General features: G+C 59.9%; 12 protein-coding genes, 4 pseudogenes and 1 riboswitch. Of the genes and pseudogenes, 3 read left to right on the top strand and 13 right to left on the bottom strand.

The genetic code is table 11. The annotated features are described in order from the left end of the window. Positions 1–740: 740 nt before the first annotated feature. The 4 genes and pseudogenes from AC56QP_RS11865 to AC56QP_RS11850 all read right to left on the bottom strand — a co-directional run bounded on the left by AC56QP_RS11865 (position 741) and on the right by AC56QP_RS11850 (position 6,413). Positions 741–2,198, bottom strand: coding sequence for an NAD-dependent succinate-semialdehyde dehydrogenase (locus AC56QP_RS11865; protein ID WP_489859583.1), 1,458 nt, complete (start codon positions 2,196–2,198; stop codon positions 741–743). 521 nt (positions 2,199–2,719) lie between these two features. After that, entirely contained in the window at positions 2,720–4,105 is a 1,386-nt protein-coding gene (locus AC56QP_RS11860) for a M16 family metallopeptidase (protein ID WP_489859584.1), read from the bottom strand. A gap of 4 nt (positions 4,106–4,109) precedes the next feature. Continuing rightward, positions 4,110–5,467 (bottom strand): annotated as a pseudogene (locus AC56QP_RS11855) (M16 family metallopeptidase). 697 nt (positions 5,468–6,164) lie between these two features. After that, entirely contained in the window at positions 6,165–6,413 is a 249-nt protein-coding gene (locus AC56QP_RS11850) for a hypothetical protein (RefSeq protein ID WP_258599974.1), read from the bottom strand. Positions 6,414–6,620: 207 nt separating this feature from the next. Here AC56QP_RS11850 and AC56QP_RS11845 point away from each other — a divergent pair, with 207 nt between their 5' ends. After that, the gene (locus AC56QP_RS11845; protein ID WP_095495993.1) at positions 6,621–6,833 is read left to right on the top strand and encodes a cold-shock protein; all 213 of its coding nucleotides are present in this window, start codon (positions 6,621–6,623) and stop codon (positions 6,831–6,833) included. Positions 6,834–7,030: 197 nt separating this feature from the next. Here the strand turns inward: AC56QP_RS11845 and AC56QP_RS11840 are convergent, their stop codons facing one another. Continuing rightward, on the bottom strand, positions 7,031–7,495 hold the full coding sequence (locus tag AC56QP_RS11840; protein WP_258599975.1) for a Ros/MucR family transcriptional regulator: 465 nt from the start codon (positions 7,493–7,495) through the stop codon (positions 7,031–7,033). Positions 7,496–7,632: 137 nt separating this feature from the next. Between AC56QP_RS11840 and AC56QP_RS11835 the strand changes: the two are divergent. Continuing rightward, a pseudogene (locus AC56QP_RS11835) lies at positions 7,633–8,231 on the top strand (cytochrome-c peroxidase); the annotation flags it as partial. Between the two features lie 349 nt (positions 8,232–8,580). Further along, positions 8,581–8,937, top strand: a complete 357-nt coding sequence (locus tag AC56QP_RS11830; protein WP_111548147.1) for a hypothetical protein — start codon at positions 8,581–8,583, stop codon at positions 8,935–8,937. 2,227 nt (positions 8,938–11,164) lie between these two features. Here AC56QP_RS11830 and AC56QP_RS11825 read toward each other — a convergent pair. The 8 genes and pseudogenes from AC56QP_RS11825 to AC56QP_RS11790 form a co-directional block, all read right to left on the bottom strand. Further along, positions 11,165–11,458: a DUF982 domain-containing protein gene (locus AC56QP_RS11825; RefSeq protein WP_489859585.1), complete on the bottom strand. Its 294-nt coding sequence runs from the start codon at positions 11,456–11,458 to the stop codon at positions 11,165–11,167. A gap of 490 nt (positions 11,459–11,948) precedes the next feature. Next, positions 11,949–14,305: pseudogene (gene metE, locus AC56QP_RS11820) on the bottom strand (5-methyltetrahydropteroyltriglutamate--homocysteine S-methyltransferase). A gap of 93 nt (positions 14,306–14,398) precedes the next feature. Continuing rightward, positions 14,399–14,596: riboswitch (cobalamin riboswitch) on the bottom strand. Positions 14,597–14,999: 403 nt separating this feature from the next. After that, a pseudogene (locus AC56QP_RS11815) lies at positions 15,000–15,986 on the bottom strand (adenosine kinase); the annotation flags it as partial. Then, positions 15,973–17,229: a methionine adenosyltransferase gene (gene metK, locus AC56QP_RS11810; RefSeq protein ID WP_489859586.1), complete on the bottom strand. Its 1,257-nt coding sequence runs from the start codon at positions 17,227–17,229 to the stop codon at positions 15,973–15,975. The gene metK and the pseudogene AC56QP_RS11815, both read right to left, overlap by 14 nt. A gap of 55 nt (positions 17,230–17,284) precedes the next feature. Further along, positions 17,285–18,622 carry a serine hydroxymethyltransferase gene (gene glyA / locus AC56QP_RS11805; RefSeq protein ID WP_497101057.1) on the bottom strand — a complete coding sequence of 446 codons (1,338 nt, stop codon included), beginning with the start codon at positions 18,620–18,622 and terminating at the stop codon, positions 17,285–17,287. Between the two features lie 1,033 nt (positions 18,623–19,655). Next, a complete protein-coding gene (locus AC56QP_RS11800; RefSeq protein WP_489859587.1) occupies positions 19,656–20,417 on the bottom strand; it encodes a hydroxymethylpyrimidine/phosphomethylpyrimidine kinase in 762 nt (253 codons plus the stop codon). Further along, positions 20,408–21,013: a thiamine phosphate synthase gene (locus tag AC56QP_RS11795; protein WP_489859588.1), complete on the bottom strand. Its 606-nt coding sequence runs from the start codon at positions 21,011–21,013 to the stop codon at positions 20,408–20,410. Before AC56QP_RS11795 ends, AC56QP_RS11800 begins: the two co-directional genes overlap by 10 nt. After that, positions 21,010–21,783: a thiazole synthase gene (locus AC56QP_RS11790; protein WP_489859589.1), complete on the bottom strand. Its 774-nt coding sequence runs from the start codon at positions 21,781–21,783 to the stop codon at positions 21,010–21,012. The genes AC56QP_RS11795 and AC56QP_RS11790 overlap by 4 nt, the downstream gene beginning before the upstream one ends. Positions 21,784–21,786 lie beyond the last annotated feature (3 nt).

The raw sequence follows: 21,786 nt of genomic DNA, 5'->3' as shown, positions 1-21,786 counted from the left end.
ATCGGATGATCCATCAGTTGTTTTTAAATGCTTTTTTCCTTGGCACGGTACATGCAAGGCTTTCGGCAAAAGGCGTTCGGACTGAGAAGTCGTCTCATGGCCCCGAAAAACCGCTGAGTTACGCCACCTCCCAAGGCGTACCCGGCCCGGCAGCGAGCTCAGGCTCCTGCCGGGCATCCGGTTTCAGCGTGTATGTGCCCCTGGCGTTCAGAAGTTGAGGTTAGCCGGCGGCAATGTCCGGCTGAAGAGGGTTGCGGCGATTGGAACATGAAGAAGGCAATCTCCAAGCCTCTTGAGGAGGATTTGGATGGCATTAAGCGGCGCCGGAGAAACCTCAAGGCTGTGGGCGCGCCACTCGTCGTCTAGAAGCTTTTGTCCGACGATGCGATTATGGCATCGCAAAACATCGCCGTCATGAGCGACTGCGGGCTACGTGGTCTGTTCACGCCGGCTAGCCGAATTATAGTCCACTTTCTCGTTCACGAAACGTGCTTACATTAGATTTTGCAAAAAAAGACGGCGAGGTACAATCTCCATCCATGGACAAGCCGTTCACTGGCCGAGTTTGGTGTACCCGAAAGTGTACCCGGGGAAAACGGAAGGCCTTGCATTCCTTGGGTTTCAAGGGATATCGGATGGGAAATAGTGCCCTTGGCCGGACCCATCGAGCAGCGATCTTCCGATGCCGGTCGTTAGAGATCGCGCGATTGTCGGATCTGCGAACCGCGCCAACAGACGCCTTAGATCCCGCCTATGCAAAGGTATTTCATTTCGAGGTAATCCTCCAGGCCATGGCGGGAACCCTCCCGCCCGATGCCGGACTGCTTCATCCCGCCGAAGGGTGCCGCTTCCGAGGACATGCGTCCGGTGTTGATGCCCACCATTCCATACTCCAAGGCCTCGGCTACACGCCAGACACGCTTCAGGTTTGACGCATAAAAATAGGCGGCGAGGCCATAAATCGTGTCGTTGGCCTCACGCACGACCTGATCCGCATCTTCGAAACGAATGATCGGAGCCAAGGGCCCAAATGTCTCCTCCTGCGCCACTGTCATTTCGCTGGAGATTTCAGTGAGGACCGTCGGTTGGAAAAATGTTCCCTTCGTGCCGATGCGTTTGCCCCCGCATCGAATTGTGCCGCCTTTGGAGACGGCATCGGTGATATGGGATTCGATCTTGGCCAAAGCATGCCCGTCGATCAGTGGTCCGATTTCCGCTCCCAGAGTGAAGCCGTCGCCAACCGATAAGTGCCAGACTTTCTCCACGAATTTCTCAACGAACTCATCGTGAACACTCGATTGGACGTAAAGGCGGTTCGCCGAAACGCAGGTCTGGCCAGCATTGCGGAACTTCGCCTGGATCGCACCGTCAACCGCGGCGTCGACATCGGCGTCATCGAAGACGATAAAAGGTGCATTGCCGCCCAGCTCGAGGCTGACCTTCTTGATCTGGTCCGAGCACTGGCGCATCAGCAGCCGGCCAACCTCGGTTGAGCCAGTGAAGCTGATCTTTCGGACCTTGGGATTGGTGCAGAGTTCGTGACCGACCGCATCGGCTTCGGACGCATAGATCAGGTTGACGACGCCTTCGGGAAAGCCAGCCTGGTGCGCAAGGGCGAACATTGCGCCCGCCACGAGCGGCGTCTGTTCAGCGGGCTTGAGGATGATCGTGCAGCCCGCCGCCAAGGCCGGCGAGATCTTGCGCGCCACCATGGAAGCCGGGAAATTCCATGGTGTGATCGTGCCGACGACGCCGATCGGCTGCTTGATCACCAGCATTCGACGGTCCGTCGATGGTGCGGAGATCGTCTCGCCATAAATGCGATTGGCCTCTTCGGCGTACCATTGAAGATACGCCGCAGCATGCGATATCTCCGACTTGGCTTCCGCAAGCGGCTTGCCCATCTCAGCGGTGAGAATCGCGGCGAGATCGTCGGCGTGGTCGATGATCAACTGATGCCATCGCCACAGAACATCGCTGCGCTCACGCGCGGTCAAAGCCGCCCATGCAGGCTGCGCGACATAGGCCTTGTCGATCGCAGCGCGCGTCTCCTCCACGCCCATTTCAGGAAGCTCTGCCAGCACTTCGCCAGTCGACGGGTTGAGGACCTCGAACGTGCGCTCGCTGAGCCGCGTGCCAAGCGCCGGCAGGCGATCAATGGGCCCAAACAGGTCCGGGGAACTCAGGTGCCGGATCATCGGGAGGCACAGGGGCAATACCGGATTCCTCCTTGATGCAGTGCGTATATTGTCAGCAGTGTGCTTGTGTATTCCGCGACGTCCTGGTTCCTTATAGGGCCTCGGCCAGACAGCTGGTAGGCCACCGTCCCCAAACAGGAAAAGGAGGCTACTTTGAGTTCTCCGGAAGATGGCTCGCGGTTCTCACTAGCCGAAAATTGCCAAGGCCCAGCACCATCATTCGCCACGTCTGGTCCGATATGCGAAGGAGCGCATCGACACCAACCGGCTGACCGCATGGGGCCCTGGCACTCAGCCAAACGCCAAAGCCCGGCCTCGCATGAGGCAGGCACCCCGCTGACAAACGCTGTCGACACCCGAAAATTCTGACCCGCCAACCCCCCATAAGAAAAGCCCCGCCGAAAATCGACGGGGTTTGTCAGCGGTCTGGGGTCCGTTAAAAAGGGCCTGTTGCTCACCAGCCGGACTCTCCCCATGAAAAAGGCTCACAAGGGAGAAGGGCGATGAACCGGGTCCTGTACTCATCCTTTGCCCGCCAGCGGCGGCCCGATCACCATAATGGCGGGATCGGCGGAAAGCAGCTTCTTCGCCGCTGCCTTAACCTCTTCGAGCGTCACCTGATCGATGAGAGCGGCGCGGCGCTGGATGTAGTCGATGCCGAGATTGTCGAGCTGCAATCCGACGAGCGCGGCTGCAATCGAGCTGGAGGAATCCAGATAGTTGATGGCATAGGCGCCGATCAGATGTTTCTTGCTCGCCTCGAGTTCGGCCCCAGTAGGCCCCTGCTGTGCCACCTGGAGCACGATGTTCAGTGTCTCGACGACGCGGTCCGAGCTTGTCGCCGTCGTAAGCAGCAGCTCATGAGAATGCTCGTAACCGGTCAGATAAGAGCCGAGGCCATAGGCAAGGCCGCGCTTTTCCCGCACCTCCTCCCACAGGCGCGACGTGAAGGGCGAGCCGCCGAGGATATCGTTCATCAGCAGCGCGGCGAAGAAATCCGGCTCGCTGCGTCCGACGCCAGGAAAAGCCAATCGCAGCGAGGTCTGCGGAAGCTCGTAGTTCACCTCCACCTGCTGTGCGAGTTTTGCGGCGACATCGGCAAGGGGGGAGAGCGTCTGCTTCTCTTGCAAATCGCCGAATAGCTGGTCGAGCTTTTCACTCAGCCTCGTCGCGTCAATGTCGCCGACCACGGCAACATGGAGCCCGTCGCGAGCGAAAATAGCGTTGTGGAAGGCGCCGAGATCGGCCGGCGTGATGCCGGCGAGGCTCACTTTGGTGCCGTCGTCCGGCCTCGAATAGGGATGCGTGCCGTAGATCGCGCGCAGCCATTTGCGCTGAGCGATCGCTTCGGGGTCGCGCTCATTGGCGATGATGCCGGAGAGGAGTTGGGCACGGATGCGGTCGACCGGCTCCTGGTCGAAGCGCGGCCTGTTGATTGCGAGCCTGAGCAGATCGAAAGCAGCGTCCTGTTGTCCCGAAAGTATGCGCATCGAGCCATGGATGCCGTCAAGTTGCGCGTCGAAGCTCATCTCGGCACCGGCATCGTCGAGCTTCACATGAAAGGCCTCGCTGTCGAGATCGCCGGCACCCTCGTCGAACAGGCCGGTCATAAGATAAACGAGCCCCTCCTTGCCGACGGGGTCCTGGGTGGTGCCGCCCTTGAAGACGAAGCGGACCGAGATGATCGGCACCGTATGGTCCTCCACCAGCCAGGCGGTGATGCCCTTGTGAGATTTCACCTCTTGGATGTTCATCGCCGCATTGGCGGTGAGCGCCGGCGGGATGAGGAAAAGGACGGTGAGGAGAAGGATAGTCAGCGGGTTAGCGCGGCACGCGGCCCGTCCTTCTTCCAGAAGAGGGGGAGAAGCCAAGGCGTGTGCAAAAGCGCGGCGATGTTGGTTCGTCATCACATCAATTCTCCGTCTCTGGCAAGAGATAGCCGGTGGTCGAATTGTCGGGCACGAGATAGCGGGCGGCTACGGCCTTCACCTGATCGGCGGTGACCTTGCGAATACGGTCCGGCCATTCCGCGACATCCTTTACGCTGCCGCCGGTGGCAAGCGTTGAGCCATATATGTGGCCCGTGCCGGCCGGGTTGTCGCGGGCGAGGATCACCGATCGGATACGGCGGTCCTTGGCCTTGTTCAGCTCGTCATCGGTCACACCGTCCTTGACGATGCGGGCGATCTCGGCATTAGCCGCGGCTTCCAGATCGGCGAGCTTGGCATCGCCGCGCGGCGAGGCGTAGATGGTGAAGCTGGTGGCATCCAGCATAGTGCCCTCGAAATCGGCATCGGCCTCGGCAGCAATGCCCTGCTTCACCAACAGCTGCTGGTAGAGCCGGCTGCGGTTCCCGCCGCCGAGGATATCGGCCAGGAGGTCCAGCGCCTCGGCCTCGCCAGATTCGGCCGTATGATAGGACGGCACCACCCATGGCGTGGAAAAGCGGGGTACCGAAACGCGCACATCGGTCAGCGTCACGGTACGCTTGGTGTTCTTCTCCGGCTCGACCGGGCGGATGCGGTCTAAACCAGGACCAGCTGCAACCTTTCCGTACGTCTTTCTGGCCAGCGCCTTCACCGTTTCCGGCTCGACATCGCCGGTCACGATCAGCACGGCGTTGTTGGGCCGGTAGTATTTGTCATAAAACGCGGTCGCGTCGTCCCAGTTCAACTGCTCGATCTCCTGCATCCAGCCGATAACCGGGATCCGGTAGGACTGGTTCTGCCAGAGCGTGGCGTCGACTTCCTCGTCCAGCACGGCTTGCGGATTGTTGTGGATGCGCCAGCGGCGTTCCTCCAGGACCACGTCGCGCTCGGTCTTGATGACGTCGTCGGTGAAGAAGATATTCTCCATGCGATCGGCCTCGAAGCTCATCATCTGCTCCAATGCCGACGGCGCCACCGTCTCATGGAAGGCGGTGTAGTCATAGGAGGTGAAGGCGTTGTGCGAGCCGCCGATGGCGGAGACGGCGCGGTCGAACTCGCCGGCTGCATGGTTGAAAATCGCTGCCTTGAACATCAGATGCTCGACAAAATGGGCAAGGCCAGATTTGCCCGGCGGCTCGTCGGCGCTGCCGATCTTGTACCACACCATATGGGTGACGATCGGCGCACGGTGATCGGGGATGACGACCACCTCCATGCCGTTGTCGAGCAGGAAATCCGTGACTTTATCATCATCTTTAGCGGCCAGAACCGGAGCGGTCGCCGAGAGAACCAATGCGGTGGCAATGAATGCCTCCGCAGCCAGTGAAACCGAAGTTCGATCGATGGCCCCCGTTGTGGTGGCCGGTCGACAGACAAGGTTTGAGGCCAAGTGATTTGTTCCTCATTTTGAAGGCGCTTCGTCCCCGTCTCCTCTTGCGCGAAAGGCCGGATCGTCGCGCAACGCCGAGCCGGGTGAGCAACCGTCTTCGTGTTGCCAGGCCTGGCTCGAGTGTCATCTTCGGATGGGTCTGGGAGGCCCGCGGCTGTATTTCTTGGTGAGGTCCCAAGCCGCAAGTGCTTCGCATTCGGCCAGGTCCGATGTCCGACAATGTCGGATACGCAACATAGCAAAGGCCGATCGACCACATCGCCTCCAACGGTTTTCTGATTTGGCACGGTACATGCGCGGTTATCCGAAACGCGCGTCCGGGAGACGATCGAGCACGCGGCCGCGCAGGAGATATGATGTGCCTCGAATTCGCTGCGGCACGGAGAGCGTTGGAATGGGGATGATGCTTGTCGCCGCAGATCGCTGTCATCGACAGGCAGGCCAGGGTCGACGCTGAACGAGCAGAGGAGTCAGGAGCCTGGGTCGTAGGAAAGGGGAGGTGGCCGCCGGACTCTTCGCAGTAGAGGTGGCGAAGAGGCTGGCTGAGGAGGCGACGGCATCTTGCACGCGCCATGCAGGTAGTTTTACGCGCTGGTTAGCCGACTAACAGATCGATGTTTCTAACCGGGACCGGCTCCAAGCTCAACGCTATGATGCCAACAACAGCCTGATCCTGGTCAATTTCAGATGTGCCAACCGCCGCGCTGGATAATGGAACATCTCTTGGGTGCTTTCTATAACAAACACCAGGGTCATTAAATCAAGCAGGAAGTCGTCGATCGCCTGGGCGATTGTTTGTGACTTATCGTCGAACTGATCCAGCAAAACGCGCGCCCTATCGATCGCATCCGCGCTGGCCGCATCGACTAACGCCTCGATCCTTTCGAAACAATCCAATTCCGAACTCCTTCAAGCCCTCGCCAGGGTCATGCACCAAGGTGGCGACGTGAACCACCCGGCCGTTGACCCGTGGCGCGAGCCACTATCAGCAGATCGAGCCGGGGCCGTGCAATTTTTCGTTTTTGCTTTGCCTATAGTCTCGGCTATGAAGCGGACTGGCCTTATGGCCTGCCCACGCTGCAATTGTTACAAAGGAATACCCATATGGCGACCGGAACGGTGAAGTGGTTCAACAGCTCCAAGGGATTTGGATTTATCCAGCCCGACAATGGGGGGCAGGATGTTTTCGTCCACATCTCCGCTGTCGAGCGCGCGGGCCTTTCTACCCTCAATGAAGGTCAGAAGATCAACTATGAGATCGAACAGGACCGCCGCACTGGCAAGTCATCCGCTGGCAGTCTCAGCAAAGCTGGCTGATTTTCAGGCCGCGTCCCGCGAGAGCCGGAAGCACGCGGTACGTCCCGGATGGGCTAACCCGACCGGAAGGCCGGAGCAGCAGATTGCTGCAAGCGGTCGCGAAGGCTGTCTGCAAAGGTAAGGCGGGGGTTGCTCCCCCGCCTTTCATATTCCGCGCAGATCATGCCAATGGCAGCAGCGAATCTCGGTTGCCGAGATTAAGCCGCGACCTTCTTGCGAGTCCGCTTCGCCGGCACCGGCGTTTCCGGCTCCTTCGGTTTGCGGCCGAGCCCCATCGTCTTGGCCAAGGCCGAGCGCGCCGCTGCGTAGTTCGGGGCGACCATGGGATAATCCGCCGACAGGCCCCATTTGGCGCGATACTCATCCGGCGTCAGCCCATAGTGGGTCGACAGATGGCGCTTTAGCGATTTGAATTTCTTCCCGTCCTCAAGTGAGATGATGTAGTCCGGTGTCACCGACTTCTTGATCGGGACCGCAGGCTTGAGAGCCTCAGGCTCTGCTGCGGAGACGCTTCCGGTCGTGCCTTTCAAAGCTGCGTGCACTTGGCCGATCAGAGCAGGGAGATCCCCCACCGGAACCGGATTGTTGGAGACATAGGCTGAGACGACATCGGCGGTGAGCTCGATGAGGGTGTCGATGTTCTTGTCGGCTTCTTCTGTCATGAAACTCTCCGGTCGGCTTGAAACGTAGTCGGCGAAGCGTCGCTTCATAGTGGCGGCTGCCGCTGAAAGCAACAAATGTCTCGACAGGATTATTGCGATGCTCGTCCAGCATCGAGGTCTATAGCCGCATCCCACCATTCCCGGGTGAGGCCGATCGCGTCACCTTCGACAACTTGGCCAAGGCAGTTGAAGCCTTTGAGGCGACGTTGGTCACGCCGGCCCCCTTCGATGCCTTCCTCAATGGCGATGATGCAGCCATGACTTCCGAACAGAAACAGGGCCTGCCTCTTTTCATGGAGAAGGGTGCTCGTCCTGCCATGCCGGTATCAACGTTGGCGGGCAGGACTTTTACCAATTCGGCCTTGTGGAAAAGCCCAGCGCGAGGTCCTGCCGAAAAAGGACAAGGGCCGCTTTGCGGTCACCAATACAGCTGACGATTCCTATGTTTTCCGCGCGGCGCCGCTGCGCAACGTAGCACTCACCGCGCCGTACTTTCATTCGGGCAAGGTTTGGGATCTGAAACAGGCCGTGGCCATTATCGGCGCCACCCGGCTCGGGCGAAGAATTGAAGGCAGAAGAAGTCGACCTGCTCGTTGCCTTCCTCAACTCGCTGACCGGAAAGGTACCGGAGGTGGTCTTGCCCATCTTACCCGCCGAAACGGCGACAACGAATGATTGCGACCATCACTGGGAAGAGATGATCGCAACCTCCTTGAGAAGGCAATGCCTTGCGTGATCCCATAGTGCAGACAATGCTTCCGCCGCCAGCCCGTTGCGACGGCATCATGCTAGTATCTGGCGCGAGACAGGCCAAAGGTTCCAAAAGTTGAGGATTGGCGCAGATACCTACAACGAGAAACGCCCATATGGGGCGATAGGGCACATGGCCCCGATCGCCGGTCTCAGACTATGCCAAAGTCAACGGCGTTTGACCGTCCAGTTCCGCTAATTCCCCGCGCAGCCACCGGTTCGCTTTGCCCGATCTCCGAAGGTCTCTTGACTAATTGGCGGCGATGTAGAGGGTTTTTCCGAGAGCTTAGTCGCAAACTGTGCAAAGCCTGCCACGGATAGGGAGGAGAGGGACGCTGGACGAGCACGATCCGAAGGAAGAGCTGATCGAGACAATTTTCCGCAACGGCACAATCACCGTTGTGGGCATCCTGCTCGCCTTTTCGCTTGGCTTCGTCACGCATTGGGCGGCGAATCCCATGCCATGGCGGCTGTACGACCTGTTCGCCATTGTGCCGATCCTGGTCGGTATCGCGTTGCAGATGCGGGCGCTGTCCATACTGCTCGACATGAGTTCGCTGCGCCGACCCATCTATGAACGCGCCAACCGCATCTTCATGGCCGGCGTCATCCTGACCGCGTGCGGCGTCGGGCTGGCCATCCTGCTCGATGTCTTCGAGATGTCAGCGAAAGGCGCACTGCCCGGCGCTTAACGGCCTGTCACTGCGCTTTGACTATGCCGCACATCGCTGTCAGTCGACTATTGCATCCGCCCCAGGTTCGGCATCTTGGCAGTGTCGCACCATTGGGCGCCCTTACCCGCTGCATTGGCTTCGCCGGGCGCCGACACCGCTCGATCGTAGGCGCGCAGCGGTAAACGCCGCTAACAGGGTGGCCAGTGATTTCTACCACCTTCTCGGCGTCCAGCGTGCATGGCTTGCCGCCAAACGCATCACCGATTTGCGGTTGTCGATGCGCGCGTCAAGCCGAACGCCCACGGCCATGCCGATGCGACTAGACTTACATTAGCGGATGTTAAATTTAGAGCGTTTCGGCTTGCCGGAAATTACGGTCTTGGTCGCATGCCCCGCATGGTTTCGGGGCGGTTGGCAGGAAGGCGGATGCGCGGCGTGGATGGATCAAGGCGTCGCGTCAGGACGAGGCTCGGCAGGTGCGCGCGCGCATAGCCGAACTGGAGCGCGACCTCGTGGTGACCACACCAATCGGGCGCCATCGAACGAAGCCGGACATGAACTTCGCAATGCGAAATTCCGCCTGGAGCGTCTCGAGGAATGCATCGCCGAAATACCGGAGAAATGTAAGCGTTAGCGAAGCTTCGTCGCTCTCAATCCTTGCCGCGCAGTCAGCTCGTCGGCGCGGAACATATGACGCGGGTCACCCTCGGAAAGAGCCGACTGCCGGAAATTCGCCCGCGCGGATCTGTGAGGGCGAAAGCCGAATGGCTGAGCTACTCGACCACGACCCGACGAAATGTCGCGCTCTACAACACGCCCGTTGATCTCTCGGCGACGATGCCGGGTCAAAGAAAGGTAACTAAGTTTCGGAACGGCCAGACTGGTGACCTTTCCCCAACCAAGTTCAAGCGGCGTCTTGAAGACCAAGAGCTGTCGTTTCCTTTTTCGAGGTTTGCCCGAAAAATTTTTAGCTCAGACGTGATTATTGTGGTCCGCCTGTCGTATTTCCAGTGGGTGTTACACGGTAGAATGACAGCGCTTCGCCGTGTGTGCGGCAGGAAGCGCAGGAGGCCAACGCAAAGGCTGAAACACGGTAGGACGGCGCAGACCGTCACACTTTTCAAAAGAGACTATTCTCCAAGGGGATCATCATCATCGATCCGGCGATCGGGAGGCTCGGCCGGGCTGGAGGAGGGCGATGGTAATGATGATGCGGTCAGGAGTTGGATGGCGTGATCCAGGCCAGGCACCACGGATCACATCCGCAAAATGGCGGTCCGGCCCCGGAATCGAGCCGCCGTCGCGAGATTTTCGCGGCCGTGGAGGCTTCGCTGTATCCTGTCCGCAGGGCGAAGCGCGCAGCAGATGAAAGTCAACGGCAGGTGCACCACGCGCGGAGACTTGCAAGCCGCGGCAATGGCTTCGATTATTCGGTGAAATAAGTCGAAAATTCTCGTCCGAACTCGCAGTCTTCAGCAAGTGCGGAATCCGATCGCATGGTGGAATACGAGACCTCCGCTCAGGTGTTCCTTGCCGAGGTCAGACGACCATGGACGGGAGGGTTCTTTGCTCGGAAAAACCAATGGTGCAGACGGCGGCGTGCACCGTAGAGGTTCTGAAGGATGTGCCCATCAGTAGCGCAGGCCGCGAAAAAAATGTGGCGATCCCTCGGCATCAAGGCAAGTGGTCGATTCTCACACCGATGAAAACCGAGTGCTGAGAAAGATCATCGGCAGCTCATAATGGGCTTCCGCCGCTGCCATGGGTTAGTAGATCAGGACATCTCAATATCAAAGTAAATTGCGGCACGGAACGTCAACATCGGCACTCGCGACGATCCATATGCACCATGATGATGGATCAATGCCGGAGCTGGCTCGTCGGTCCGTCAAACCCTGAGGAGGGGAGCAGTTAAATGCTGTAGCTCTTGCCATCTCGATCAGCCGTTGTCCAAGCGACAGTTTCCATGATGACACGCAGGTCGAGATGGCAGCCACAATCTTCGGAGCACGCGCCCAGCACGGCGGCAGAGCGAGTCTAAACCGTCGATCCCCTTTCAAACAGCCCGATTTTGCCACCAACGACCGATGTGCAGTGTTTGGTTCATGGTCGGGATTGCGTGAAATCTGCCCTGTTGCGGTGAGTTTTGCTTTCGGCGAACTCTGAAAATCTCGAATAGCGAAATCTCGAACAGCGCCCTCCTCAGCGTGCTGCCCCGCGCCCGCCTCATACATTTCGCCGACGCCTACACTTTTCCACTGCCCGACTTGCCGGCAGCGAGCCACTGCATCGCGGAGGTTGCATCTTCCAATATGGCGGCCCGTTTCGCAAAGCCGAAAAAGGCATTGCGCGCTGTACTTACCGGTTTTCGCCCATCATATGCATCGTAGCACGCTCTGAGGGCGGCTTCGTGGATCAGATCTCTGCGTCCCGGCCACTCATTGAGGAAATCGATAGCGTCCGCAAGGCTGGCGATCTCTTGCACGATGTACGGTGCACGCTTCACGAAAAGGGGGTTGCTGAAGGCCTCAGAGTTCATTCGGTCCTCCCGATCTGCTGAACAACTAGTTTGCGTGACGCGGCGCCTCATCGACACCCTCCGACAATTGCAGAATGTGTTGTCAGGGCGATGACAGTTTCAAGAGGAAAGCAGCGGGTTGCAGTCCTCTGGTGCAGTTTTTCGGACGGGGAGATCTGCACGCGTTTCGGGCGTGGCATGACACTCCATTCAGGCGCTCACATACCAATGTGGCTTCGCACCCGCGATCGGTCAAAGTTCGGTGATAGTCGCCAGGCGCCGGGATTTCTGGGATCCACCGGCCGTCCGCGCGGCGTCCGGGATCAAAGCTCCATCCGCTCCGGCGTTCGAACCAACCGAGATCTTCCAATTGAACCCGGCTGCCATATGTTTGACAAGCGCAGCGTGCCGCCCACCCGTTTTTCCTCGAATGACTATTTCCAGTAAAGTAATCGGTTGGGCATTTAACGGCCGACACGCGGCAGCCGGTAAATCACCACATGGTTAGGACTCAGGAAGGCCTCCCGGCCGGCACTTTCTCCCGAAGCGCCCGGGCTGCAGCGACCATGTTCATGAGGGCAGGGCGGACCTCCTCCCATTTGCGTGTTTTGAGGCCACAGTCCGGATTTATCCACAACTGGCCGTCGGACAGTCGCTCGCGGGCAAGCGTGACGAGGTCCGAAATCTCCGCGACTTCCGGGACACGTGGTGAGTGAAGGTCGTAGACTCCGGGACCGATTTCGTTCGGATATTTGGAGCTCGTGAAGGCGTCCAGCAGTTCCATTTTCGAGCGCGACGTCTCAATCGAAATTACATCCGCGTCCATTTCGGTGATCGCGTCGATGATCTCGTTGAATTCCGAATAGCACATGTGAGTATGGATTTGGGTCGCGTCCTTTACACCCGTTGAAGCGAGCCGGAAGCATTCGACGGCCCAGTCGAGGTAGACTTTCCAGTCGGACTTGCGCAGTGGCAGGCCTTCGCGAAAAGCGGCCTCGTCGATCTGGATCATCCTTGCACCGGCTCGTTCGAGGTCTGTCACCTCATCGCGCATGGCGAGCGCGATCTGGCGGCAGGCTTCGGAGCGAGGTACGTCGTCGCGAACAAAAGACCAGTTAAGAATGGTCACTGGGCCTGTGAGCATTCCCTTCACCGGCTTTTCCGTCAGCGACTGGGCAAATTGCCACCAGCGCACCGTCATCGGATTGGGCCGCGATACGTCGCCGAAGATGATGGGAGGGCGTGCGTAGCGGGAGCCATAGCTTTGCACCCAGCCATGCTGGGTGAAGGCGAGGCCGGACAGTTGCTCGCCGAAATGCTGCACCATGTCGTTTCGTTCGAACTCACCGTGCACCAGCACGTCCAGGCCGATCTCCTCCTGCCAACGAATAGCAGCCTCGGTCTCCTTCTTCAGGAAGGTCTCGTAATCGACATAGCTCAGCTCGCCTTCGCATGAGCGGAGCGCGCCTTGCGCACCTCCGGCGTCTGCGGGAAGGACCCGATGGTCGTCGTTGGGAATGGCGGCAGGCCGAGCGTGCCAGCCTGGACTCTGGAATGCTGGGCAAATGCGCTCTTTCGTTGCTTCATGGCGTCGATGCTGATGATCCGCCCCTCAACGAGCGGATTATGGACCTTTGTGGACGTTGCGCGCGCGGCGGCCGCCTCGGCAGAAGCTTTCAATGCGCCTGCTGCGGCCTCCCTGCCTTCCGACAAGGCCTGGGCCAGCACGACCAGCTCATCGATCTTCTGGGCCGCGAATGCCAGCCAGGATCTGACGTCCACATCGAGCGCGGTCTCCATCCGCAGGTCGATCGGCACATGAAGCATCGAGCAGGAAGGCGCGATCTCGACACGGTCCAGGGGCCAGCCTGCGACGATCGGCTTGATGCGGTCGAGAATCGCAGGCAGGTTCGCGCGCCAGACGTTGCGGCCGTCGATCAAGCCAAGCGAGAGCACCAGATCCTTCGGTGTGAGCCGACCAACCGTCTCCAACTGCTCGGGAGCGCGCACGAGATCGAGATGCAGGCCCGCCACGGGCAGAGAAATCGCGGTCTCGAGGTTGTCTCCCAGCGGTCCGAAATAGGTAGCCAGCATGACCTTCAACTCGGGCGCGGCTTTCGACAGCTGGCCGTAGGCGAACTCGAACGCAGCTCGTTCGTTCGGGTTAAGATCGAGCACAAGCGCTGGCTCATCAATCTGCACCCAGTCGGCTCCCGAGAGCTTTAGCCTGCGCAGGAGTTGCTCGTATACAGGCAGCAGCCGCGGCAGGAGCGCTATCGGATTGAAACCTTCGGCAGGTGTTTTTGCCAGCTTGAGGAAGGTGACCGGTCCAAGGATGACTGGGCGTGTGTGAATATCGAGGGCTTTGGCTTCGAGGAAGTGGTCGACCGGTTTCGCAGACAAGAGGGCGAAGGTCTGTTCGGTCAGCTCCGGCACCATGAAATGATAGTTAGTGTCGAACCATTTGGTCATTTCCAATGCGGTTAAGCGGTGCCCCTGAGCCGCATGCTCGTGGCCGGCATGTCCACAACCCGCGGTCTCACCTTGCTTGCCGCGCGCCATCGCGAAGTAGATGTCGAGTGGGACCTCGCCGCCCTTCCAACCGTAGCGGGATGGCACGGCACCGACCATGGCCGCGGTGTCGAGCACATGGTCGTAGAGTGAGAAGTCGTTCGACGGGATTTTTGATACGCCGCGATCTTGCTGCTCCCTCCAACTGGCGGCACGGAGGGCCTTCGCCGTCGTCAGAAGGTCGGCAGCGGAAGATTTTCCGGACCAGTAGCTTTCAAGCGCGAATTTCAGTTCTCGCCTGCGACCGATACGCGGCATACCGAGCGTTGCTACAGGAATCTGCTGAGAGATGGTCATGTCATACCCCGATGGTTGGGCCGTGGGGACACCGAAGGCGCTAGCAGGCCGGCACGAACGCCGGCTGCCGCGACCACCGAGACACCCCGCCCGTGGACGTTGCTCGCCGTGGCAGGTCTCCTGGCTCGCGGGTCATAGCCTCTGCCCGTCTTCCCGAGGCTGTTTTCCTCAGTGACATTAGGGGTGGGCTCGCCGCTAACAGTTGCGGGGGCAGCGCCGGCATCGCACCGGCTTCCCTCTTAGCTCCGCTGTGGCAACGCCGTACGGAGAACCACGACGCGCAGACAATCACAGCAGCCCACTCTCTTGTCAATGCCGCATAAAGAAATGTTTATGTGGTTATGTGATCGCGTCTTTAACTTGTGGGCAATGTTGCCCAAAATCGCTTGGATCGTTGTCGTCAGCTGTTGCCTTCCAGTCGCTCTCCAGGAGGCTGTGGATGCCGATAAGGGGCCGGCAAATCAGCCAATCACATGATCCCGGCTCTTGAGCGACTTGCGGCAGGCCTCGGCGTCGTGATGATCAAGATCCTAGACTGCTACCGGCAGGTGGCGTCAAAGTCTGAATTTCGGCAACTTGAAACACAGCGGAAAACCGGCGGATGCGCGTGCGACATTTTGATTTATCCGCGCTCGCCTGGACCGCCTGCATAAGGGGGAGGTGAGCAGCTACTCCTCGAGATGTCCGCCTGACGCAGCCCCGCCTGTTCCGCCTCGCGGCGCAAATTCTGCCGTGGCCTTGGGCCGATCTGCTCGATCACCAGTCCGGCCGCCAGTGAGCCGAGGTCGCCGCAGGTCTTGAGGTCGCGGCCTTGCGTGTAGCCATGCAGGAAACCGGCGGCGTAAAGATCGCCGGCGCCTGTCGTGTCGACCAGTTCCTTGATCGCGGTCGCCTGGATGACCACGGTCTCGTCGCCGCGCACGATCACCGAGCCTTTTTCCGAGCGGGTCACGGCGGCTATTCTGCAGTCCTTGCGGATCTTGGCCAGCGCCTCGTCGAAGGACGATGTCTGATAGAGCGACTTGATCTCGTGGCTGTTGGCAAAGACGATGTCGACCGTGCCCGAGCGCATCAGCTCGAGGAACTCGTCGCGGTAGCGGTCGACGCAGAACGAATCCGACAAGGTCATCGACACTTCGCGCCCGGCAGCGTGCGCCAGCATGGCCGTCTGCCGGATCGCCTCCTTGGCGCGCGGCGGGTCCCACAGATAGCCTTCGAAATAGGTAACCGCGGCGCCCGAGGCCTTGTCGGCCTCGACGTCCTCGGGCCCGAGCTCGACGGCGGCGCCGAGATAGGTGTTCATCGAGCGCTCGCCGTCCGGCGTGACGAAGATCATCGAGCGCGCCGTCGGCGGCTCGCCCTTGAGCGGCCTGGTGTCGAAGGCGACGCCCTGCGCATGGATATCGTGGGCATAAATCTCGCCGAGCGCATCGTTGGAGACCTTGCCGAAGAAGGCGGCGCGACCGCCGAAGCTGGCGACGCCGGCTGCCGTGTTGCCGGCGCTGCCGCCGGACGCTTCGATCGCCGGGCCCATGCGGCTGTAGAGCAGTTCGGCGCGCTTTGGATCGATGAGGTTCATCGCGCCCTTGATGATGCCGTTGGTCTCGAGGAATTCCTCGTCGCACTGGGCGATGATGTCGACAATGGCATTGCCGATGCAAAGCACGTCATAATCCGGCATCAAAGTCTCCGCTCAACGGTCCGCTTGGAATGGACTTTCCGCATGGCGATCGATCCGGCGTCGGCCCTTGCGCGGCGGCGAGTCCCGCCTCGCGCCGCAAGTCATCCGCTCTGTCCGTCCTCTCCCAGGTGAACTCGGGTTCTTCGCGGCCGAAGTGCCCGTACGTGGCGGTCTTGTGGTATATCGGGCGCAAGAGATCAAGCATCTTGATAATGCCCTTCGGTCTGAGATCGAACAGCTCAAGAATGAGCCGCTCGATCCTTTCTTCCGCGATCTTCGCGGTCCCGAACGTGTTGACCAGGACAGACACCGGAGCGGCCACACCGATCGCGTAGGCAAGCTGAACTTCGCAGACTTCCGCAAGTCCGCTAGCCACGATATTCTTCGCGACATACCGGGCCGCGTAGGCAGCCGAGCGGTCAACCTTGGATGGGTCCTTGCCCGAAAAGGCGCCGCCGCCGTGACGCCCCATCCCACCATAGGAATCGACGATGATCTTGCGTCCAGTGAGGCCGCAGTCGCCGCGCGGCCCACCGACTACGAACCGCCCCGTTGGATTGACCAAGAACCTGGTTCCCGTCGTGTCCAGGTGGGGCGGCAAGACCGGCTTGATGATCTCCTCGATGACGCCTTCTCGGACTGTTTCTTGTGTGACCTCCTCGGCATGTTGCGTCGACAGGACTACGGTATCCAGCGCCACCGGGCGCAAACCTTCATAGCGGATGGACACTTGAGATTTTACGTCCGGACGCAACCAGCTCAGCTGTCCCGCTTTGCGGACCTCTGCCTGTCTTTTCGTCAAGCAGTGAGCGAGCTGGATCGGCAAGGGCATCAGTGTATCGGTCTCGCTGCATGCGAACCCGAACATGAGGCCCTGATCCCCCGCTCCCTGCTCGAGATCCTGCCCTCGCCCCTCGTCAACGCCCTGGCTAATGTCGGGCGACTGCTCTGTGAGAGCCAAAACGACGGTGCAACGCCGACCATCAAAGCCGATCGCATCGTCATCGTATCCAATATCGACAATCGTATCGCGGGCTACTTGGCTGTAATCGATCTGCGCATCGCTGGTAATCTCGCCGGCGAGAACGACCATCCCTGTCTTCACCAATGCTTCACACGCGACTCGCGCCTTCGGATCGGTGCGGAGGATCGCATCGAGGATGGCATCCGAGATGTTGTCGGCCATCTTATCCGGGTGTCCCGCGCCGACGGATTCGGAAGAGAATACGAACTGCCTAGTCATTGAATGTCCTCGTTTCAGATGTTGCAGTTAGGTGGCGACCTTCGATTTGCCCGCCTTACCTGTCGGTGATGCCAGGGACATCGAACGCAGCGCAGAAGTCGGCGACGTCTTTCCGCACGCAGGCATGGACATCCGGATCATTGGGCTGGCGGCAGACCAGGTCGATGAAGGCGGCAATCTGCGCCATTTCCGCCTCGCGCATGCCCATCGACGTCACTGCTGGCGACCCCAGGCGAATTCCGCTTGTGACCGCCGGATGGCGCGGGTCGCCCGGCACCATGTTAAAATTCGTAATGATGCCGGCCTTTGCCAATCGCTCGGCATAGGCTTTGCCAGACAGTGGCCGATCGCGCAGATCAAGGATCAGCATGTGATTGTCAGTCCCACCGGTGACCAGATCATACCCTCTCTCCAGGAGCGCCTGAGCCAGCGCCTTGGCATTCTTGACGATCTGCTGACCGTAGGCACGGAAGGACTGGTTCGCGGCTTCCTGCAAAGTGACAGCTAGAGCGGCGATGATATTCATATGCGGTCCGCCCTGCAGGAGAGGGAACACCGCACGGTCTATACGTTTGGCCAGATTGTGTTTGCTTTTCGGATGATAGAGCGCCTGATAGCGATCTTCATTCCTTGACAAAATGAAGCCCCCGCGGGGACCGCGGATTGACTTGTGAGACGTGCTGCTGACGACGTCGCAATGGCCGACGGGGTTCGGGTGCGCTCCCGCGACAATGAGGCCGCTTATGTGCGCGATGTCGGCCACGAGATAGGAGTTCACCTCCGAAGCGATTTCCGCCATTGCCGCATAGTCAAAAACGCGGGGATAAGCAGTTCCGCCGACCCAAATAAGTTTCGGCCGTTCCCGCTTGGCCGTCTCGCGCAAGCGGTGATAGTCAATCTGCTGCGTCTTTTCGTGCAGCCCATAGGGGATGCGTTTGTAATCAGTGCCTGAGAAGTTGACGGCCCATCCATGTGTCAGATGACCCCCACCCGGGAGGGACAAGCCCATCACCTTGTCTCCCGGGCTCAAAACCGCGCGATAGACAGCCTGATTGGCCGGCGAGCCGGAATAAGGCTGGACGTTGGCGTGTTCACTGCCAAATAGCGCCTTCAGGCGCTCAATGGCGAGGTTCTCAAGCTCATCGATGATCTCGTTTCCCGCGTAGTAGCGCGCACCGGGGTACCCCTCGGCGTACTTGTTCGTGAAAATCGAGCCCGTCGCTTCCAGCACGGCCGATGAGGCGAAGTTCTCAGAAGCGATCAGTTTGAGCGTTGTTCGCTCCTGCCGCTCTTGTCTTAGAAGCAGTTCGTGAACGCGGTAATCGACCGCGGCCAAGGGAGACCGTCCGGGGGTGTCGGGCAGCACGATCGCGCGGTCCGAGGAGTTGTCCATTGTAGTCTCGCGCTCCAACTGGATTGATCTGTTCACGAGCAAGCAGGCGGTCTCCTTCGACCGCGCGTCTTGTGTCGCTTCGAGCCGTTGTAGGTCTCGTTTATGATAGCCATCGCCGTGGGGCAGGAGATCGACCAAGAATTGAACCAGACCGCCGTCCTTGCCTCCTGCTTTGAGATGGTACGAGGACCAGGGACGTTGTTCGTTGCTCCAAAGAAAGTCGGCTCTGACGAGCAGCCGGACGTGTCGCACAACCTGCTCGCGACGCAGACCCAAAATCTCCGCTAGCTGGCAGACAGTTAGGTCCGCATGGGCGCAAAGGCCCAGGATCCGAAGGCGATCAAGATGCGCTGCCGTGCGTAGGCGACTGACCAGTGTCATCATTGGTCAGCATCAAGCCATATGGAAAAATTGGGCGCCCGTCCTACTGACTTTGTCACTTGGCGTTCTCCGTCGATGCTACAGCCTTCGAAAAAATCTTGTTTTTGCCTCCAAATGCCCAGACAATCACGCTGGTCGCGAGGGAACACGCCTGTTTTGCAAGCATGTACTTGTCTTGAGAAGACGGTGGCGGTGTTCGAGCGACCAAGATGAGAGATGATCTTCTTGCCATTGCCGCTAAACAGAGATTGAATGCTGTTCGGTAGTCGCGTCACCTCGGTTTTGACCCGCTAACCTCAGATGTTTCGATAACATACCATTCACACCGGTTTTGAGTTGCTAAGAGTTCTATGAATTTCTTTGAAGGATCTGTTGCAGCGCTGCACGCGAATGGCGAGGTGCTGATCAGGTGGCGACCACCGGCTCGCATCGGACCGGCTTCGACAATTTTGGTCGGACGTGGATCTCGCTTGTTACAGCGCGCATGAACCTTCGCGATCACTCCTGCGGACGAGAGTTCAACCTTCAGTGACCGGAGGTCGTCGACGCAAGGAACCCCGTCCGAAGGCCGTCCATGAGTGTCAGCGCTTGAAGTCTATACTGGCGGTATGACCAAACGGACCGCAAAGTGGCGCACATGAAGCGGTCGCTGTCACGCGGCCGCATTCTCCTTCAGCGTCTCGAAAACAAACAGCTTGCCTTCGCGCACGCCGTCTTCGAGTGGGCTCGCTTTCGCCATATGCGCCGCAATCGCACTGGCCAGCATGCATCCCGTCCCGCGCATCGACGTAGCCAGACGCGGTGTGTCGAAGCGGACTGGTTCGTGATCGGAGCGCAACAGAATATCGGTTGATCGAGGTCCCAATGCATGGCCGCCCTTGATCAGAATGGCCTGCGCTCCGGCGTTCAGCAATTCCTGGCCTTGCCACACCGCGCTGTCTTCATCCATCGCCAGTTCCGAGCCAACAAGGAGCGCCAGCTCGATGAGATTGGGCGTGACGAGACGGCAAAGCGGCATCAGACTGCGCTTCATGACAGCGATGGCATCTGCTTCCAGCAGCGCCCGGCCTGAGGTCGAGGCGAGCACGGGGTCGAGGATTGCCGGCACCTGCGGATTTTCGCGCAGCACCGCCGCAACGGCAACGATGATCTCGGCAGTCGCCAGCATGCCGATCTTGATGGCCGCCACCGTGTTGGCCTGCAGCGCGGCGCGCATCTGATCGGCCACAAGATCGGGCTGCGAAGGATGGATTTCCATGACGGCTTCGTGCGTCTGCACCGTCAGCGCGGCAACAGCAAGGCAGGTTCGCACGCCAATGGAGGAGATCGTCTCGATATCGCGAGCAATTCCGGCACCCCCGCTGGAGTCCGAGCCACCGACGACGAGCACATGCGGGTCTCGCCTCAGCGCCATCGGCCTGTCTTTTCGATCCATTCTCGCGTGCGTGCTTCGGGGTCGTCGTTCAGCGTGATGTCGGTCACCACCGCCGCGCTGTCCGCGCCAGCCGCGAAGACGCCGTCGAGCCGGTCCGGGTTGAGGCCGCCAATGGCGACCAGAGGAATCGGTGCTACCCGGCGCTTCCACTCGTTGATCCGTTCGACCCCTTGCGGGGGCCATTTCATCTTCTTCAGGATGGTCGGGTAGATGGGGCCGAGCGCTACATAGTCGGGCTCGGCGGCCATCGCCGTTTCCAGTTCGATATGATCATGCGTGCTCAATCCGAGCCGCACGCCGGCTGCCCGAATCCGCGAACGGTCGGCGGTCTGCAAATCCTCCTGGCCAAGATGGACGAAGTCGCAGCCTTCCTCGATTGCCAGGCGCCAGTGGTCGTTGACGATGAGCTGGCAGCGGTGCTGGGCGCATAAGGCCTTCGCTTTGCGGATCTCCGCGCGCAACCCGGCCTCATCCATGGTCTTTATGCGAAGCTGAACCAGCTTGACGCCGAGCGGCACCAGCCGTTCGATCCAGGCGGCGCTGTCGACGATTAGGTAGAAGGGATCGAGCTTCATGAAAAGACTGCTCTGCCATTCGTCGGTGTCGACGGCACGGCGACCTCGCGCGGTTCGAGCATTCCCGAGCGGAAAGCCTCACGACCGGCATCGACCGCCTTGCCGAACGCACGCGCCATGCCGACCGGATCAGCGGCCTTGGCGACCGCCGTGTTCAGGAGGACTGCGTCAAAGCCAAGTTCCATGACGGTGGCCGCATGCGACGGCCGTCCGAGGCCAGCGTCCACGATCAGCGGGACGCCAGGGAAATGGCCGCGCATCGAGCGCAGCGCCATGATGTTGACCGGCCCGAGCGCGGAACCGATCGGTGCGCACCACGGCATCAAGACCTTGCAGCCCGCCGCAAGCAGCCGCTCGGCGACGACGAGGTCGTCGGTGGTATAGGGGAATACATCAAAGCCGTCCTCGCACAGGATGCGGGCTGCTTCGACAAGGCCGAACACGTCCGGCTGCAGCGTGTCGTGGTTGCCGATCACTTCGAGCTTAATCCAGTTCGTACCGAAGCCCTCACGTGCCATTTTCGCGGTCGTGACCGCTTCCTTGGCGGAGTGACAGCCGGCAGTGTTGGGCAGGATTCTGACACCCAGCGAGCGGATCAACGACCAGAATTTTTCGCCGGCCCTACCGCCCGCCATCTCACGGCGCAACGAGACGGTCACCACCGACGTGCCCGACGCCTTGACTGCCTCCGCAAGGATGGTCGGCGAAGGATATTGAGCGGTGCCGAGAAGCAGACGCGACGGAAGCTCGGTTCCATAAAGCTCGAACATGGT

Source organism: Mesorhizobium sp. RCAM 05104, from assembly GCF_059683645.1.
This window is presented reverse-complemented; position numbering and strand designations above follow the sequence as displayed.

Bases quoted from the DNA above. Each gene is read 5' to 3' on its own strand.
- metK (WP_489859586.1), bottom strand. From the start codon at position 17,229: ATGACTAGGCAGTTCGTATTCTCTTCCGAATCCGTCGGCGCGGGACAC.
- AC56QP_RS11825 (WP_489859585.1), bottom strand. From the start codon at position 11,458: ATGAACTCTGAGGCCTTCAGCAACCCCCTTTTCGTGAAGCGTGCACCG.
- glyA (WP_497101057.1), bottom strand. From the start codon at position 18,622: ATGGACAACTCCTCGGACCGCGCGATCGTGCTGCCCGACACCCCCGGA.
- AC56QP_RS11800 (WP_489859587.1), bottom strand. From the start codon at position 20,417: ATGGCGCTGAGGCGAGACCCGCATGTGCTCGTCGTCGGTGGCTCGGAC.
- AC56QP_RS11790 (WP_489859589.1), bottom strand. From the start codon at position 21,783: ATGTTCGAGCTTTATGGAACCGAGCTTCCGTCGCGTCTGCTTCTCGGC.
- AC56QP_RS11860 (WP_489859584.1), bottom strand. From the start codon at position 4,105: ATGACGAACCAACATCGCCGCGCTTTTGCACACGCCTTGGCTTCTCCC.
- AC56QP_RS11845 (WP_095495993.1), top strand. From the start codon at position 6,621: ATGGCGACCGGAACGGTGAAGTGGTTCAACAGCTCCAAGGGATTTGGA.
- AC56QP_RS11840 (WP_258599975.1), bottom strand. From the start codon at position 7,495: ATGACAGAAGAAGCCGACAAGAACATCGACACCCTCATCGAGCTCACC.
- AC56QP_RS11865 (WP_489859583.1), bottom strand. From the start codon at position 2,198: ATGATCCGGCACCTGAGTTCCCCGGACCTGTTTGGGCCCATTGATCGC.
- AC56QP_RS11795 (WP_489859588.1), bottom strand. From the start codon at position 21,013: ATGAAGCTCGATCCCTTCTACCTAATCGTCGACAGCGCCGCCTGGATC.